This window comes from Simplicispira piscis (genome assembly GCF_054783455.1).
In genome coordinates this window covers 17,799-34,717 of sequence record NZ_BAAGQN010000033.1, presented here as the reverse complement: position 1 = coordinate 34,717, position 16,919 = coordinate 17,799, and the positions used below count along the sequence as shown (strand labels likewise).

The following is a 16,919-nucleotide window of genomic DNA, read 5'->3' as shown; positions in this document are numbered from 1 at the left end:
GCAGCCATGCCGAGCAGCAAGCCCATTTCAGCGCGTGACAGGACCGGGCGGCACAGAGGGCGCTGCGCGCACTGACCTGAGGGGGATACAGAAAAGGTCATGGTCGTCGCATCCGTCAGTGGTCGATGCCCCGCAGTGTGTTCAGCGCAACCCATTACACCGCCAAAAAGCTGCTTAAACAGCTACTGATGGCACCTGGAGTATTGATAATCGATACCCATGAGCACCACCGCCGACCTCGTGACCGCCCTGAAGAAGGAACTCAAATCCGCCCAGATGACCTACGCCGACCTCGCGCGGCAGTTGGGCATGGCCGAATCGAGCGTCAAGCGCATGCTGGCCAAGGGCGACATGCCGCTCTCGCGCATCGACGCCATCTGCCGCGCCCTGGCGCTGGACTTTGCCGACCTCGCCCGGCGCGTGGCCGACGCGCAACCCTTGCTCAAGGAGCTGACGCACGACCAGGAGAAGGCCGTGGTGGCCGACAAGAAACTGCTGCTCATGGCCATCTGCGTACTGAGCCAGTGGACGCTGGAGCAGGTGACCAGCGCCTACCGGCTGACCGAGGCCGAGGTCATCCGCTACCTGGTGCAGCTCGACCGGATCGGCATCATCGAGTTGCGCCCCCTGAACCGCTACCGCCTGAAGCTGGCCAAGACCTTCCGCTGGCGCCCCCACGGGCCAGTGATGAACTATTTCCGCGAGCACGCTTTGCTGGACTACTTTGCAGGGGGGTTTGACGGCACAGGCGAAGGTGTGCTGCTGGTGCATGGCAACATCAGCCGCTCCCTGGCTCCTGCCTTCATGGAGCGCATGCAGCGCGTGGCCCAGGACTTTGCCCAACAACACCTGGCCGACCAGAAATTGCCTGAGCACGAACGTGAGGGCTACACGCTTTTGCTGGCGCTGCGCAGTTGGGAGTTCGAGGCCTTTGCCCAGATGCGGCGTTGAGACAGCGTCAACGCCGATGAGCAGCCCAAAACGCTCTATTTTTGATAGCTGATTACGCTTTACCAGCAAGGGCTAGCCACCAAAATTACCCAGAATACAGCCACTCCAGGGCAAAGACACCCATCCGTCCTCTACCAAGAGCCTTGCGTGACATCCATCACGGTCTGGCGCATTGGTGCAGGCCGCCGAAACATTTGCTCACACGCCTTCGCCAAACGACTACACGGGCTTGACGAAGAGCACCACACAATGCCCTTCATTGGTTCCTTTCGGGACCATTTCAAAGGAGTATTCCCATGGCACGCCTCGCCCTCGCCGCCGCAAGCATCGCCCTGCTGTCACTGTGCGCCCTGGCGCCCACCGCGCAGGCGGCCACCTCGGCCACCATCGTCATCCAGACAGCCCCGCCCCCCGTGCACTACGAGGCCGCGCCCCGGGCCCGGCGCGGCATGGTCTGGGTACCGGGCCACTGGGAATGGCGCCACGACCGCTACCGCTGGATCGACGGCTACTGGCTCAAAGCCCGCCCTGGTTACCGTTACAACGCCCCCCAGTGGCGCGAGCGCGGTGGGCGTTGGTATATGGAGCCCGGCCGCTGGGACCGTGACGGTGACGGCATTCCCAACCGCTACGACCGGACACCTGACGGTCGCCAGCCCCATTACAACGCCCCCCCGCACCGGCCCCCACACAGCCGCGGCGCCCCACCCCACCGCCGTGACAGCGACGGCGATGGCGTTTCCAACCGGCACGACCGCCAACCCAACAATCCGTACCGCCAATAAAACCCTGCGCGTGCGAGGCGCTTGGGCCTCTCCATAAGCAACTGTTGTATGGCATAAGGCCCTGCGCACCCCACGCAGGGCCCCGGGCGCGCCTAGAATCGCGCACTGCAGGAGAGCTTGGCGGCACCGTCCGCTGCACCGAAGGCGCAAACTCCCATACACGCTCAGGTTCCGTACTGCACCTTTCATCACAGCCGTCTGGAGAGCCGCCACCACCGTGGCGCACCGAAGGAGCAAACCCCACGCCATGCTGGCAGGGGGTGAATCTCTCAGGTCACAAGGACAGGGGGAGCGGCAGCTTGGCGGACACGCCGGCTGCATGCTATTCATTTAATAGCTGCTACCGCTTATCCATCAAGCGCTGGAACCCTGAAAGGCTCCAAAAATGCGCGTGATCGTTCTCGGCGCCGGCTTGCTCGGTGTCACTTCGGCTTATTACCTCCAACAACGCGGCCACGATGTGACCGTCATCGACCGCCAGGCCACGCCCGGCGCCGAAACCAGCTTCGCCAACGGCGGGCAAATTTCGGTCAGCCATGCCGAGCCCTGGGCCAACCCGAGCGCGCCGCTCAAGGTGCTGCAGTGGCTGGGCCAGGAAGACGCTCCCCTGCTGTTTCGCGTACGCGCCGATATGCGCCAATGGCTGTGGGGCCTGCAATTTTTGCGCGAATGCACGCCAGCACGCACGCGCCACAACATCCAGCAGATCGTGCGCCTGGGCACTTACAGCCGCGCAGCCCTGCAGCAGCTGCGCCGCGACACCGGCATCCAGTACGACCAGCGCACCCAGGGAATCCTGCATTTTTATACCAACCAGAAAGAATTTGACGGCGCCCTCGGCCCGGCCGAGCAAATGCGCCAACTAGGCTGCGAGCGCCAGGTGATCAGCGCCGACGAGGCCGTGCGCATCGAACCCGCCCTGGCCCACATTCGCCCGCAGCTGGCGGGCGCCACCTTTACCGCCGAAGATGAATCGGGCGACGCCAACCTGTTCGTGCGCGAACTGGCCGCACTGTGTGCACAAGCCGGAGTGCAGTTCCGCCTGGGTGAGCACATTACCGCGCTGCGTGCGGCGGGAGATGCAATCGACCACGTGGAAGTCACCAACGCCGAGGGCCGTTTTGAGCGGGTGCGCGGCGACGCCTTTGTGCTGGCCATGGGCTCGTACAGCCCATTGCTGGCGCAACCGCTGGGCGTGTCGTTGCCGATTTACCCGGCCAAGGGCTATTCGGTGACCATGCCGGTGAAAGACGCTGCCATGGCCCACCAGGTCAGCCTAACGGACGATGAATTCAAACTCGTCTTCTCGCGCTACACCAGCGAGCAGGGCGACCGCCTGCGCATTGCAGGCACGGCCGAACTCAATGGCTACGGCCGCGACCTGAACGCAGCCCGCTGCGAGGCCATCGTGCGGCGTGTGGAGCAGCTTTTTCCCGGGGCAGGCGATGCCACCCAGGCGCAGTTCTGGACGGGCTTGCGCCCGGCCACGCCGAGCAATGTGCCGTTGATCGGCCGCACCAAGCTGGGCAACCTGTTCCTCAACACCGGGCACGGCACGCTGGGCTGGACGCATTCCTGCGGCTCGGGCAAGGCACTGGCCGACATCGTCAGCGGCCAGGTGCCAGAAGTCGACTTTGCCTTTGCTGGCATGAAAGACCAGCGCCAGCCCCGCCTGCAGCCAGCCACCTGAGCGCGTTCTCATTCTGCTTCCAAATCATTCGTGTCTAGAAGGCTGTCGGACTTGGAGCGTCGAAAGCGAGAATCGGTCCCAGCGAGGACAGTTTTTACTGGATTTGCAGCCGACGATTTCCAAGTCCGACAGTCTCCTGGGCGCGAAGCCGCAGACAGTGCTGTAGCACGGCAAGGCGAAGCAACATCGACACGGATGGTTTAGAAATGGAATCAGGCGACCGTAAGCACCGCCGCAGGGCGGTGCGCGCGCAGGAACTGCTCGCACTCCTGTGCAGGCAAGGGCCTGCTGTAAAAATAGCCCTGGATTTCATCGCAGCCCCGCGCACGCAGGGCATCGAGCTGCTCCTGCGTTTCCACCCCTTCGGCAATCGTGCGCAGCCCCAGGCTGCTGGCCATGCCGATGATGGCGTAGACGATGGCACGGTCCTCCGCATTCACCGTAATGTCCTGCACAAAGGACTTGTCGATCTTGAGCTTACAAACCTGGAAGCGCTTGAGGTAGCTGAGTGACGAATAACCGGTGCCAAAGTCGTCGATCGACATGCGCACACCCCGAGCCCGCAGGTCCGCCATGATGGCAATGGCCCGTTCGGGGTCGTTGCTGGCCACGCCCTCGGTCAACTCCAGCTCCAGGCAATCGGGCAGCACGCCCTCCTCGGCCAGGATGCGGCTCACCAGGCCCGGCAGGTTGGGGTGGCGGAACTGCACCGCCGACACGTTCACTGCCATCGTGATCTGCTGCAGCCCGCTGGCCTGCCAACGGGCCAGTTGCTGCACGGCGGTGCGCAGCACCCACTCACCAATCGGCAAGATGAGCCCGCTTTTTTCGGCAATGGGAATGAACTCTGCCGGCGAGACCATGCCCAATTCCGGGTGCTGCCAGCGCAGCAAGGCTTCTACGCCCACGACGCGCCCATCCTGAAGGCAACATTGCGGCTGATAATGCAGCGCCAGTTGCTCACGCTCCAGCGCGCGGCGCAGTGCGCCTTCCAGCAGCAAGGTGCGCGCAGCCTGCGTATGCATGTCGGAGGAATAGAAACGGTAGGCGTTGCGCCCGTCGAGCTTGGCGCGGTACATCGCCGCATCGGCGTATTGCGCCAGCGTGTCCAGGTCATGGCCATCCTCCGGAAACATGGCAATGCCAATCGATGGGGTCACCATCAATTCGTGCTCACGCACCTGCAGGGGCTCCGCAATCGATTCAATCAGCTTGCGCGCCAGGTGTGCGGCGCCATCGGCGTCCGTACCCGGCAGCACCAACACGAACTCGTCGCCCCCCATGCGAGACACGGTGTCCTGCTCGCGCACCTGCTGGCGCATCCGCCGCGATACCGCGATCAGCAATTCGTCGCCAATGCCATGCCCTAGCGAATCGTTGATGTTCTTGAAATGATCGAGATCCAGGAACATCAGCGCCATCGGCTCATCGCTGCGCTGGGCCAGACACAGGTCATGGGCAAAACGATCCCGCAGCATGGCACGGTTGGGCAGACCCGTCAGCAAGTCAAAGTGCGCCATCCAGCGGATACGCTGCTCGTCTGCCTTGCGCTGGCTCACATCCGAAAAAATGGCGATGAAATGGCTGGCATCGCCCTCGGCGTTGCCGATGCGGCTCATGGTCAGCCACTGCGGATACACCTCACCGTTCTTGCGCTTGTTCCAGATCTCCCCCTGCCACAGTCCCTCGGTCTGTACGGCGCGCCAAAGGGCTGCGTAGAACGCGGCGTCGTGGCGCCCCGACGCCAGAAGCCGGGGGTTGCGGCCCCGCACATCGTCAAAGGTGAATCCGGTGATGGTCGTGAAGGCCGGATTAACCAGCAGGATCTTCTGGTGTGCATCGGTCACCATGATGCCGTCGTGGCTGTTCTGGAACACCTCGGACGCCAGGCGCCCTTGTGATTCGAACGACTTGCGCTGGATGGCGCTCCCCATGAAGTGGCTCACCCGTTCCACCAGCGTGGTGTCGTGGTGGTCCAGCGCGTTTTTGCGGCGGCTGAAAGTGTCCAGCACGCCAACGACCGTGCGCGAATCCGTCAGGATGGGCACCGAGGTGCAATCCATCCAGCGCTCCTGGTGGGCCATGGACAGGACCAGTGAACGCAGGGGGGTATTGTCCAGCAGCGGGGCAATGCCTTGCGCCCCACTGAACTCCACGACACCAGCAACATCGTTCTGCGCATGCCCCGGAAAAACGGCTCGCGCCTTCGCCAACACCCCCTCAAGGCCATGCGCCGCCTGCGGCTCCAGCTGGCCTGAACGCTCATCCAGGAGCCACACCAAGCCACGCACAGAGGGCAAAAGCTCCTCCAAGTGGCCCACCAGACGGCTCAGGATCTGGTCGATATCGGGCTCGCTGGCAATCAGCTCCAGTGCAAAAGCACGCAGCGCTTCCAGTTGCCGGGTCTGGTGCTGCGCGGTGAGGTTCATGGCGGTTCCGGTCACCCGGACGGGCCGTCCGGCAGGGTCGCGTGAGACAAACCCGCGCGCCAGCACCGGCACATAGCGGCCGGACCGGTGGCGCAACCGCACCTCTTCGACCACCACGTTATCCTCCGATGCCAGCAAACGCCCCTGCAAGGAAGCCATCCGCGCCAGGTCCTGCGGATGGACGAGCGCCTTGATGCGCAGGGGGCCCTGGGGCATGTCGTCCACCCCATAGCCGAGCATGTGCCAACCTTGGGGAGAAAACTCGGTCTGCAGGCTTGGCAACTGGCATTCCCACGGGGCGTCGGTCGATCCTTTGAGCACCAACTCCAGTTGCGCCTGGGAATGGCGCAGCAGTTCCTCGGCCCGCTGGCGCTGCGCTTCATTGGCGAAATAGTCCAGCGCGAAATCCACATCGGACGCCATTTGCGAAAGCAAGGTGCGTGCATCCGGTGAAAAGCTGTCGGCCGACCCGGCGATCAGCACAAACACTCCGACCACTTCGCCCGACCGGTGCAAGGGAAAAGCCACGGCAGGTCGGGTGTTTGGCCTGTCGTTAATCCAGACCTCACGGCCCTCGCGCAGTGCCGTCCACGCACACCCCAGACCCGGCATGTCGGCGCCGACAACCAGATCAGCACCCATATCCGGCGCGCCCGCTCCATGCGCAGCCACCAATTGCAGCGCCGGCGAGCCTGGTTCGCGCATGCCAATCCAGGCCAGATGCATCCCTCCCAGCGGAACAGCGGCCTCGCAAATACGCACGAAAAGCGCTTGCGCCGTAGAGCATTGCACGATCGCCTGGTTGCAAGCGCTCAAGGCCGCATAGAGCCGTGATTGCTGTTTGATCCGAAGTTCGTCTTCATGCCTGCGGGTGATGTCCTGGAGCGCCACGATGCATTGCTTGTGCCCATCATCCTGCTCCAGCACGCGCAACTGCACGCTGACAAACGCCTGCGCACCATCACCCCGGCGAATGCGCCGGTCCACGGCATAGGCCTCGATGTCGCCGCGCACCAAACGGTCCACCCCCTCCAGGTCTTGTACCAGGTCGTCCGGGCTGACCAGATCGGCCCAGGCCAGTCGCTCAACCTGCTCGGGCGCAAAGCCCACGATGCTACAAAAATGCCGGTTAAAACGCCCCCAGCGGGCATGGGACAGATCGCCTGTCGCAATGCCGATAAATGGCAGAGAAAAAAACTGCCCCATCAACTGGTCTGAACGGGTCTTCTGAACCAGCATCTCCAACCGCTGTGCACGCCGCAGCTGCCGCCAAAATAGCGCCAGCACCAATGCCAGTGCGATGACTGCGAGCGTGGTCACCGCGCTGACCCACCAAGCCAGCACATGCACGGGCTGCAGCACCTCGGCCCGGTCGATTTTGGCCACCACGTGCCAGTCCGTGTTGGCCACAGGCCGGAAGGCAGAGAGCACTTCGACATTGCGGTGGTCCCGGCCGGCCATCTGTCCAGGCTCGCTGGCACGCAACGCCGCCGCTGCGGGCAAGGTATCGTTGGCCATAGGCAAGCGCAAGCGCATGGCGGTGCCGCTGCGGTGGCGCAGTTCGTTCATGAACACCGCTGCGTCACCCTCCCTGCGCACCAGCAAAGTTTCGCCGCTGGGACTCAAGGTCGGCCAGGCCTGGATGACCGGAAACAGGAACCGCTCCGGCGAAATACCCATTTGCACCACCGCCACCATGCGCCGCTGTGCACTGCTGATGTCATAAACCGGCAGCAACCAGCGCAACTGCGCATGTCCTTGGGCATCGACGTTCAGGTCCAGACGCACGGCCTGCTCGGCCTGCACCAGTTGGGGAACAAAGCGGCCCTGGGATTCTGGCGTGCCGTCTTGCGCCGCCATGCTGGCCAGTACATGGCCGTCGAGATCGAGCAGATCAATGGCGTCATAGTCAAAGGCGGTTCGCAGCAATGCAAAACGCTGCATGACGGCCGCCTGTTGTGCGGTGCTGCGCGCCGGATCCACCTGGAGCGCGACGACTTGCTGGGCAAAGACCGCGTCATCCGAAAGCATCTGGGCATTCTTCTGCCGCTCGCCCAGCCAGTTTTCGATCTGGTCGGACTTGAGGCGCGCAATGGCGGCCATATTGGCCAACGCCTCCGCCTCTGCCTTGGGCGCCTGTATGCGCACGACCATCCACCCGGTCAACGGCAACAGCATGGCCAGCGCACAGATCAGCGCTAAAAACTGTCTGGCTGTGGCTCGCCCGGTCAGGGTGGACATACTTTGGATCTCAAAACCTTCTCCGTTCCTTAGAATGATTCGGACCGGCCAGGCGCGGCGCAAACGAGGAATGCGGTCGCTGCGCAGCGACCGGTGCATGCCCCAGCTTGAAGACATCGACCCCAGCCACCAGTTGCTGCGCCTGCGACTTCAGGCTGTCCGCTGCGGCGGCCATCTCCTCGACCAGGGCCGCATTCTGCTGCGTGACCTGGTCCATGTGCGTAACGGCCTCGCCCACCTGGGACACGCCCAGGCTCTGCTCCGTACTGGCCGCACTGATTTCGCCCATGAGGTCGGTTACGCGCCGAATCGCGCTGACCACCTCGGACATGGTGGCACCGGCCTGGTCCGCCTGGGCCGTACCCTGTTCGACGCGGTCCACGCTGGCGCTGATGAGGTGCTTGATTTCCTTGGCGGCCTCGGCTGAGCGGCTGGCCAGGCTGCGCACCTCAGTGGCGACCACGGCAAAACCCCGACCCTGCTCACCCGCACGGGCCGCTTCAACCGCTGCATTCAGCGCAAGAATATTGGTTTGAAAGGCAATGCTGTCGATCACACCGATGATGTCCGCAATCCTGCGCGAGCTCTCATTGATGCCCTGCATGGTGGCGACCACCTGCGACACCACTTCGCCGCCCTTGACCGCGACCTGGCTGGCGCTGGCAGCCAATTGGTTGGCCTGGCGGGAGTTGTCCGCGTTTTGCTGCACAGTGGAGTTGAGTTGCTCCATGGAAGCCGCTGTCTCTTCCAGCGAACTGGCCTGGCTCTCGGTGCGCGACGCCAGGTCGTGGTTTCCTTGTGCAATCTGTACGCTGGCGCTCGCCACTGCCTGGGCACCCTCTCGCACCTGCCCCACCACGCCGGAGAGCTGCACCTGCATTTCGACCAGGGCATTCATCAGGCTCGCAATCTCGTTCGTGCCCTGCACCTCGACCGCGGTCGTCAAGTCGCCCGCCGCAACCGCCTGCGCCAGCCGTACCGCATCCTGGACCGGGCGCGTAATGCTGCGCACAAACGCCAGCGCCAGCGCCGCAGCCCCCAACACACCCAGCCCCAGCAGCGCCACCATGCCGTAAGCCAGCTGCTGTGCCTGGTTTTTGCGATCCTGCAGGGTCAGATTGAGCAGACGAACCGCGCCATCGTTAAAGCTGTAGATGGCGTCGATGGTGCGGGTGAAGTCGTCGAAATAGGCTGTGGGTGTCAGCGTGATGGTTTGCGCGTCAACCAGGCCCTCTCGGGTCATTTTGAGCGTCGCTCCGATCTGCTCGTTCAGCGCACGGGCAGGACCCTCCAGAGCCTTACGGAATACGGCGTTGTCGCCGCCAGCCTTGGCCAAGTGGCGCTGCAGGTCCGCCTGCACCTGGTCAATCTGCCGCAAACCGGCTTGCAGCGTGGCCTGGCCTTCGGGCGGCAGCGTGCCTTGCGCCAGATACATGGCACCCCGCGCACGCATCAACCCCATATGCTCTGTCAGCACCATGGCCTTGACCAACGCCACCTGTGTCAGCATGTGGGTATCGAAGTGGGAATCCAACGACAGGCCTGATCCATCGAGAACACCTTCGCCCACCAAAAACAACTGGTCGATCAATGCGGTGTGCAATCGGGTGCTTTCAGGGGCCGGCATTTGCTTGGCGGCGACCTTTTGCTCCAAGGCAGTCCACTCCTTGCGGCGCTCTGCCCATTGCGCAACGGTTGGCTGCGCTGCACGGTTCGATGCCAGAGCCTTATCCACCTTGTCGTAGCCCTGAGCCAGCACGCTGGCTACTGCCGGACGCTGCTGCTCCAGCTGCGCGTTGCCTCCCAGCATGCCAGCGGACATTCCGCGGTGCTTCTGGCTGGACTGGATCACACCATTGATCTCCACCAGCACCTGCGCGCCCTGCACCTGACGCTCGGCCAGGGCGGCACCCTGAAAAGCCAGCCGCAAGTACAGCGCGGCAGGGAAGATCACCATCACCAAGGCCAACAGGCCCAGGATCATGAATTTCTGGGCCAGGCTCAATCGATGCAATAAGGACATGGTAAGTACCGGTGGAAAGGCGGTAGCGGGCAGTGCCGGTAGGCGCTGCACCACAGCCCATCAGGGCGCGTAACCCAGATGGCGGCTGGATTACTGTCCACCGCGCGAAAAGCGCAGCAGTCCAGAGCCCATCCTTGGCGCCACACAACTTGTTACTATAAACCAGTTGCATATGCGCCCAGGCGTCTGCCTGCCCTTTCATCCGACGGCATCCGGCAATGCGCTGCACGATGTGCATCGCTTTATTGATTCACAGCAACCGGACAGCAGCCCGCACAGCACCTGGCGGGTAAATACCGCAAACAGGCGAACGAACTCAGTGATGATGGGACAGGTGACACTGCCTTCGCAGTGCTACAGCCCACATCCAAAAAACGACTCTGCCCGAACGGAAAAATCAGCGCGCCAGGGGGGCCCCACCCGTGGAGTGGGAGACAAAGGCGGCAAGGGCCCGCATGTCCGTTTCACTGAGCTGCTCCGCATAAGACGGCATGACACCCAGGCCAGACTGCAAAGCCTGCAGCACACGGGCCGCATCTGGTTTGAGCTCATCCAGTACGGGGCCCACCTGCCCCTCAGAGCCTGCGGCAGCCAGTGTGTGGCAGACCGCGCAGGCGGGTTTCACGGTGGTGAACAGGGCTTTCCCCCGTGCCACAAGCTCGGCGTCATCCGCCAGGGCAGGTACCGGCAAAGCCATGGCAAACGAACACAACAGCCAGGCTGCAGGGCCTGCATGGCGCGAGGGAAACTTGTTCAGCATGACTTCAGGCCACCGTCACAGTGACAGCGTGGTCACGCCAGCTGTTGTTGTTGTAGCCACGGATGTTTTCCTCGCGCTCGGCAGGCTGCGCGTGGCCCGCCGCATCGGTGGCCCGGCTGGCCAGCACATGGGTTCCTGCTGCCAACCGCACGGGCAGCACGAACTGGCGCCAGGCAAAACGCCCCAGGTCGGGGCCGATCAGCTGCGCCCGGCTCCAGGTGGCGCCCCCGTCGACGGAGACTTCCACGCCTTGTAGCGGCTGGGTACCGGCAAACGCCACACCGTGGATCTGGGTCATACCGGCCTTCAGAGGCCCTTGCTCGGAAAGGGGGCCATTGATCCAGGACTTGACCACAATTTCCCAGACCGAACGCTGGTCAGGACTGGACTTGGTGCCGGGGGGCGAGAGCCGGTAGCTGCTGGCCATGATGCGCGCCGGGGATTGCTGCGGGGTCAGCGCCAGCCGCTTGATGTACTTGATGTTGTTCACCCCCTGGTAGCCCGGCACGATCAGACGCAGCGGACCACCATGGGCGAGAGGGATGGGCTCGCCATTGAGCTCCCAAGCCAAAATGGCGTCGCCCAAAGCGGCGACGGGCACTGATCGCTCCACGAGTACCGTCAGCGGATCCACGCCTTCAGGCAGTTTTTCACCGCCCGTGCCGGTGAGATACACCGCGCCATCCACCACCCCGCCCAGCGCGGCCACTACCGCACGCACGGGCACGCCGCTCCAGAACACACAGCCGGCAGCACCCACAGTCCATTGCGTACCGCTGGGCTTGCTGGGGAAGAACCCCCGTCCGTTGCCCGAGCACTGCAGCACCGTAGCCACCGTTTCCAGACCCATTGTCTTGAGTTCTGCCAGCGTAAATTCGCGTGGAGTTTTCACCCCTTCGATGCTGATGGTCCAGGCATCCCGGTTGTCCAGAATGGACGCATCCGGCGGCGGCAGGTTATTACGCACATACAACTGGTCTGTCGGGGTCAACACGCTGGTGCCAAACGAAGAACGCCGCGTTTCCATGGTGTTGTTGCTGTGCACGATCAGCGCCTTGGGGTCTTTCCAGCTGACATAGGCGGGCAAAGGTTTGGGCGCAGCGGCCTGAGCATGCGCGCCAGTTGTCCAGCTGGCCAGGCCCAAAGTTCCAAGGGCGGCGGCACTGCCGGCCAACATGTGGCGGCGAGGCATTGACTGGGGGGATTTCATGGCGCGCTCCTTCGCAAGAGGTGAATATGAGAAATACAAAAAGAGACGCGCAATGCTTTTCTGCCCGCGCGCTGGCGCCCATTCTGGACTGTTCAAGCAAAAAACAAAACATTGACAAATGTCAATAATTGTAATAATTAAATGAAAAATGGAAACATCCGTTATTCGCAAGCTAGGCTGGAGCACATTTAGAGTTGTCGGCTTCGGCCACGGTAACGCCTGTTTTTTTACCCTGCTAGAGAAAAGCCATGAACCTCCGATCCATTGCTCGCAACTCTCTGTCGAGCCTGGCCTTGCTGCTGGCCGCGCAGCTTGTGCACGCGCAACTGACGGTCATCGTGGCCGTGGAACCCACGGCCCGCAAGGCGGCGCACACCATTCTTCGCAGCGCCATGGAGTCAGGCCTGTCCAAGGCCACCTCGCTGACGGCGACCGTTTCCACCAGCGAAGATCTTGCCGATGTGATGCGCGCCACCCGCAGCGCGGGTTACGACGTGTTCATCGGACCTGCGCAGGTGGCGGCCTCCACACTGCCGCGCGGGTATGAGCTGATCGGCGCCACGCACAAGTCTGAACAATATCTGCTGGTCAGCACACCACAGGTGGACAACACTGGCGCCATGAAGGGACGCAGGTTGTACCTGCCGCAGCAGGATTCGATTTACACCTACATGGCACGGGGCATGCTCAACGAAGCCGGGCTGTCTTTCAAAGATCTCAAAACCGTGCAGCATGAGAAGCACCCACAGGCGGGACTGAGCTCCATCACGCTGGGCGCCACCGATGCCACCGTGGTGCGCGCCGATGAATGGGCTGAGTGGAACACCGCCCACCCCGGCAGCGCGAAAGTGCTGGCCACCAGCCAACCTGTGCCCGGCGGCTTTACGGTGGTGGTCAAAAAAGACCTGCCAGCCGATGTGCGCGCCAAGCTCGCCCAATGGTTTGGCAGCGCCAGCACCCAGGCGGGACTGGCGCCGGTGATCTTGCGACCCGACGCAGCCGAATACCAGCGCGTGGCCGAGCTGGGTCTGTTCACGCCTTCCAGCCTGCCCGGGGTGCAGCGGATCACTGCCAAAGAGGCGCAGCAACTGCAGGGCGCGCTCTTCGTGGATACCCGGACGGAAAAGGAATTCAAGGCCCGCCGTATCAAGGGCGCCCTGTGGGCGGCCTATATCGAGAAAAGCCTGAAGGACGTTGCCTTCAATGCCGCGCAGGACGACTTCAGCGCGCTCGACAAGCTGCCCGCGGGCAGCCAGGACAAGCCCGTGGTTTTTGCCTGCAATGGAGCCGAATGCTGGAAGTCGTACAAGGCCGCCAAGGTCGCCGCCAGCAAGGGCTTCAAGAAGGTGTATTGGCTGCGCGGCGGCGTGCCTGAATGGGCTGCAGACGGCTTGCCCACCGAGGGGAGCTAAGAGCGGATCACAAAACGCAGCGAAGCGGTTCTGGCCAGGCACTGTGTCGCAGGCAGTACGAGTCGTACGACAAGACGCGACAACGACGCCAGAGGAGTTTTGTGAGTCGCTCTCAAGGTGAGGAGCCCGTGCAGAACACCGTCAGCACCCCGGTGTAGCCATACAGATGCTGGTGCGCAATCTCACCCCCGGCAAAGAAACCCACCAGCGGCACGTCGCCCAGGGCGTGGCGCACAATCTGCAATTCAGCCCCCGGGGCCCCAAAATGCGCTCCGCCCCGCCCTGAACAACTCACGTAAATGGCCCCTGTGATATGGCGGCCCGGCTGGGGCAGCGAAGTGGCACCCAAGGCCCCATGCAGCGGTGCCAGGCCTGCATCCGCAGGGGCGTTCAGGGACACGGGCTCTAACTCCTGCGGTGCCAGTTCTTCGCGAATTTCGGCGCAAATGCGCATGAGGTCGGCACGGGCGGCCGCCACATTGCGCTGGCAGAAGGCCAGGCGCATCCCCGTCTCAACCTGGTCGGCCAGTGCCACGCCATGGCGCGCACCATCCAGGCCAATGATGTGCCGTACCCGGGTGTCGGTGCCGAAGTGGCCCGTGCGCCCCGCCTGGGACGCACCATCGGCATCCATGAGCCCGGCCAGCGTGTGGCGCACGCGCTCTACCGCATGCTGCGGGTCGCCATCGAGCGACACTTCCAATGTGTCCAGCAACACATCCAGTGCAGGCTGTCCATCGAGCCGCAGCACCACGTTGTCCTGGGCCGCCGTGATACGGTGCGTGGCCCCCACGGGCTGGCAGCCCTGGGTGACACGGGAGAGCAGGGGCACATCAGCACTGAAGGCGACCCCCGACAGCCCACCGGCAAACACCCCGCCGACAGCACCGTGCCCTGCCAGGTTGCCACTGCCGCCGACGGCGAACTGCACGCTGGCGCCCCGGCTGGCCGAAAGACCGCCGAACACATAGCCACTGGTGGTGCGCTCCGCCATTTCGGCGATCAGGCCAGCCACGTCGGGCGTGCGGCCATCGGCATGCACCAGCGCCGTGTGCGCCACGAAGTCACTGGTGCCTGCGCGCGGCAAAGGGGCCACGCCCGAGAAAACCCGGTACTCGTTGCAAGGCAATTCCAGCAGCATCAGCGCCAGGGCGGGTTCGTCAAAATATTCGGCATTGCTGGCGCACACACCCACGCCCACGGTGCCGCTCCAGTCGGTAATTTCCGGCAGTTCGGCGGACAGGTAGTTCAGCAACTCCTGCGCCTGTGCGGCGAAGTGGTCGGTGATGTAAAGCAGCCCCAAGGCAGGCGCCTTGGCGTAGGCGGGCAGCGCCATCTGCGCGCGCACCTGCGCCAGCGCCAATGCAGCTGCCATGCGCCACTGCGGGTGCGTGGCGTGACCTGTTGGACAGAGCTTCATGGGGTTGCGGACTGCACAGGGCCTGCCTGCATGGTGTGCAGGCCAAGCACTGTCAGCGTGCCTTCTTGGCTGCGGGTCGGCGTGCGGTGGTCTTCGCCGCCGTCGTCTTTTTGGCAGCGGCCTTGCGAGGCGCTGCCTTGCGCGCAGGCGCCGGTGCGGCGCTCTGCGCCTTGGCGGGCATCACGCGGCGGGATGCGCTTTGCACCCCCTTGGCCGCCATCTGACCGGCCATGCCGGTGGCTGTACGGAAAGCCTCCTTGGCCAGGCCTGTCGCCAGGTTGCGGGTGGTATCAAGGGCGGTCTGCTTCGCGGCGTCCTTCATGGCGTCGGTGGCAATTTGCTGGAACTGCTGTGTGAGTGCCCCCCACCACTGCATGGGGTCGACCATGCTCGCCGCCTGTGCTGCGGCAGCTTTGGATTTCTTGGCGGGTGCGGCATGGGCAGCCGGTTCGGGCGCCGCCATATCGGACACACGATGCGCCACGCCCGAGACAGCCTGGGCCGCGCTGGCCAGGGTTTCACTGGCTTTGTGCACGCCATCCATCACGGTATCGGCCGTTTTGAGTTTAAAAGCGTTGGCCACGTCGCCCATGCTGAAGTTCATGCCCTTGAGCGTGGCCAGGGTCATCTTCTGCACCTCCAGGGCCTGGATAGTGGCCGCCAGCGCGCGCGAATTTTGCTCCAGCCAAAACTGCACGGCCTTGAGTTCATCGACCCGCTTTTCCAGCTCTTCAACGTTGATGGTCGGCGCGACCCAGCTGGACAGATTGGGCATCTGCGGAATATTGCTGGATGCGCCCTTGGCAAGGTTCTGCAGAAAGTCAAAACCTGGCACGAATTTACCGAAACCGGTGGTTGATGTGTCGCTCATGGCCGCTCCGCTGGGTTGGATGTGAACAAGGATGCCCGCAGCTTACTCCAACGGCGACCCGGTGCGAAAGGGCATGTTGCAAACACCATGCCCTTGCGCGCGCAGCGACCGGTATCCAGGCTCAGTGCTTCATGCCCATGCCATGGCCGGCGGCGGCCCCAGGGGCCTGTGCCGCCACGGGCAGCTGCAGCTGCATTTGACTCTCAGCGCCCTGGGCATCCTTGAACACCAGGGTCAGGGGCACTGTCGCGCCCTTGGCCAGCGGGGCCTTCAAATCCATCAGCATGACGTGGTAGCCGCCGGGCTTGAGCTCCACAGCTTTGCCTGCGGGCAGTTCCAGGGAAGGAACAGCACGCATCTTCATGACATCGCCTTCCATCTTCATCTCGTGCACCTCGGTCACACCAGCGGCGGGCGATTCAGCGCGCACCAGGCTGGTGGCCTGGGCAGCGGTCAAGCGCATGAAGGCGCCCGTGGCTTTTTGGCCCGGCACGCTGGCACGGGCCCAGGCGCCATCCACGGCGACAGGAGCCGCAGTCTGGGCATGGGAAGCGCCGCTCAGCAAGGCCGCAGCGAGGAACAAGGGGGTGGTGATACGTGACAGTGACATGGATTTCTCCCAATAAACAAACGAGCAACGAAGGGCACCGCAGACGCGGCGCAGGCAAAAATAGAGATAAAACAGGCTGCAGCGCTTTACCATCAAGCGCCAGCAGCTATTGTTTCAGGAGCTTATGCGCGGACGGGCGGGCCGCGCGCAGGCTGGGGTACCGCCGTGGGAGCGGCCACATGCGCAAGCACCCGGGGCGGATTGGCGTACGCAGGGGGCGCCAGCCGGGGCAAGGCGGCCACTGCGGACGGCGGGGGCGCAACAGCGGGGCTGCACAGCGGGCAATCGAGCGCATGGCCCAGGGCCGGCAGCGCAGGGGGCCCAGATAGCACGAACCGGGCCTCGCCCGTGCCCGAGCAGATGCGTTCCAGTGACGCCATCGCCAGCCAAGGCGACGCCGTGGCCACCCCGGCAGACAGGACGAACCATGCCAGCACAAGACAGGCCAGCCAACGGGAGCGGCGCAGGGATTGCATAGATCCATTGTAGAAGGCCGTTGTGCACCCACCGCAACGGC

12 protein-coding genes and 1 riboswitch are annotated in these 16,919 nt (G+C 63.6%); of the genes, 4 read left to right on the top strand and 8 right to left on the bottom strand.

Going from position 1 to position 16,919, the window contains the following annotated elements:
- Nucleotides 1-219 precede the first annotated feature (219 nt).
- The 3 genes from ACYVOC_RS18375 (at nt 220) to ACYVOC_RS18365 (ending at nt 3,426) form a co-directional block, all read left to right on the top strand.
- Complete coding sequence (locus tag ACYVOC_RS18375) at nt 220-951, top strand: helix-turn-helix domain-containing protein (RefSeq protein ID WP_461162717.1); 732 nt, start codon at nt 220-222, stop codon at nt 949-951.
- A 296-nt stretch (nt 952-1,247) separates the two neighbouring features.
- The gene (locus ACYVOC_RS18370; RefSeq protein ID WP_461162716.1) at nt 1,248-1,736 is read left to right on the top strand and encodes a YXWGXW repeat-containing protein; all 489 of its coding nucleotides are present in this window, start codon (nt 1,248-1,250) and stop codon (nt 1,734-1,736) included.
- Between the two features lie 188 nt (nt 1,737-1,924).
- Nucleotides 1,925-2,032, top strand: a riboswitch (glycine riboswitch).
- 89 nt (nt 2,033-2,121) lie between these two features.
- Entirely contained in the window at nt 2,122-3,426 is a 1,305-nt protein-coding gene (locus tag ACYVOC_RS18365; protein ID WP_116004963.1) for a D-amino acid dehydrogenase, read from the top strand.
- Nucleotides 3,427-3,638: 212 nt separating this feature from the next.
- On the opposite strand, the gene ACYVOC_RS18360 is transcribed toward ACYVOC_RS18365, so the two are convergent.
- The 4 genes from ACYVOC_RS18360 to sorT all read right to left on the bottom strand — a co-directional run bounded on the left by ACYVOC_RS18360 (nt 3,639) and on the right by sorT (nt 12,089).
- A complete protein-coding gene (locus ACYVOC_RS18360; RefSeq protein ID WP_461162715.1) occupies nt 3,639-8,033 on the bottom strand; it encodes an EAL domain-containing protein in 4,395 nt (1,464 codons plus the stop codon).
- 73 nt (nt 8,034-8,106) lie between these two features.
- Nucleotides 8,107-10,119, bottom strand: a complete 2,013-nt coding sequence (locus ACYVOC_RS18355; protein WP_461162714.1) for a methyl-accepting chemotaxis protein — start codon at nt 10,117-10,119, stop codon at nt 8,107-8,109.
- A gap of 397 nt (nt 10,120-10,516) precedes the next feature.
- Entirely contained in the window at nt 10,517-10,816 is a 300-nt protein-coding gene (sorU, locus tag ACYVOC_RS18350; protein WP_233521253.1) for a SorU family sulfite dehydrogenase c-type cytochrome subunit, read from the bottom strand.
- A gap of 67 nt (nt 10,817-10,883) precedes the next feature.
- Nucleotides 10,884-12,089, bottom strand: coding sequence for a SorT family sulfite dehydrogenase catalytic subunit (sorT, locus tag ACYVOC_RS18345; RefSeq protein WP_116004967.1), 1,206 nt, complete (start codon nt 12,087-12,089; stop codon nt 10,884-10,886).
- Between the two features lie 248 nt (nt 12,090-12,337).
- Here sorT and ACYVOC_RS18340 point away from each other — a divergent pair, with 248 nt between their 5' ends.
- Nucleotides 12,338-13,501 carry a rhodanese-like domain-containing protein gene (locus ACYVOC_RS18340; RefSeq protein WP_116004968.1) on the top strand — a complete coding sequence of 388 codons (1,164 nt, stop codon included), beginning with the start codon at nt 12,338-12,340 and terminating at the stop codon, nt 13,499-13,501.
- A 112-nt stretch (nt 13,502-13,613) separates the two neighbouring features.
- On the opposite strand, the gene ACYVOC_RS18335 is transcribed toward ACYVOC_RS18340, so the two are convergent.
- The 4 genes from ACYVOC_RS18335 to ACYVOC_RS18320 form a co-directional block, all read right to left on the bottom strand.
- A complete protein-coding gene (locus tag ACYVOC_RS18335) occupies nt 13,614-14,921 on the bottom strand; it encodes an FIST signal transduction protein (RefSeq protein ID WP_461162713.1) in 1,308 nt (435 codons plus the stop codon).
- Between the two features lie 52 nt (nt 14,922-14,973).
- The gene (locus ACYVOC_RS18330; protein ID WP_461162712.1) at nt 14,974-15,792 is read right to left on the bottom strand and encodes a PhaM family polyhydroxyalkanoate granule multifunctional regulatory protein; all 819 of its coding nucleotides are present in this window, start codon (nt 15,790-15,792) and stop codon (nt 14,974-14,976) included.
- A gap of 121 nt (nt 15,793-15,913) precedes the next feature.
- Entirely contained in the window at nt 15,914-16,402 is a 489-nt protein-coding gene (locus ACYVOC_RS18325) for a copper chaperone PCu(A)C (protein ID WP_116004971.1), read from the bottom strand.
- A 122-nt stretch (nt 16,403-16,524) separates the two neighbouring features.
- Nucleotides 16,525-16,878 carry a DUF2946 family protein gene (locus tag ACYVOC_RS18320; RefSeq protein ID WP_461162711.1) on the bottom strand — a complete coding sequence of 118 codons (354 nt, stop codon included), beginning with the start codon at nt 16,876-16,878 and terminating at the stop codon, nt 16,525-16,527.
- Nucleotides 16,879-16,919: the final 41 nt, after the last annotated feature.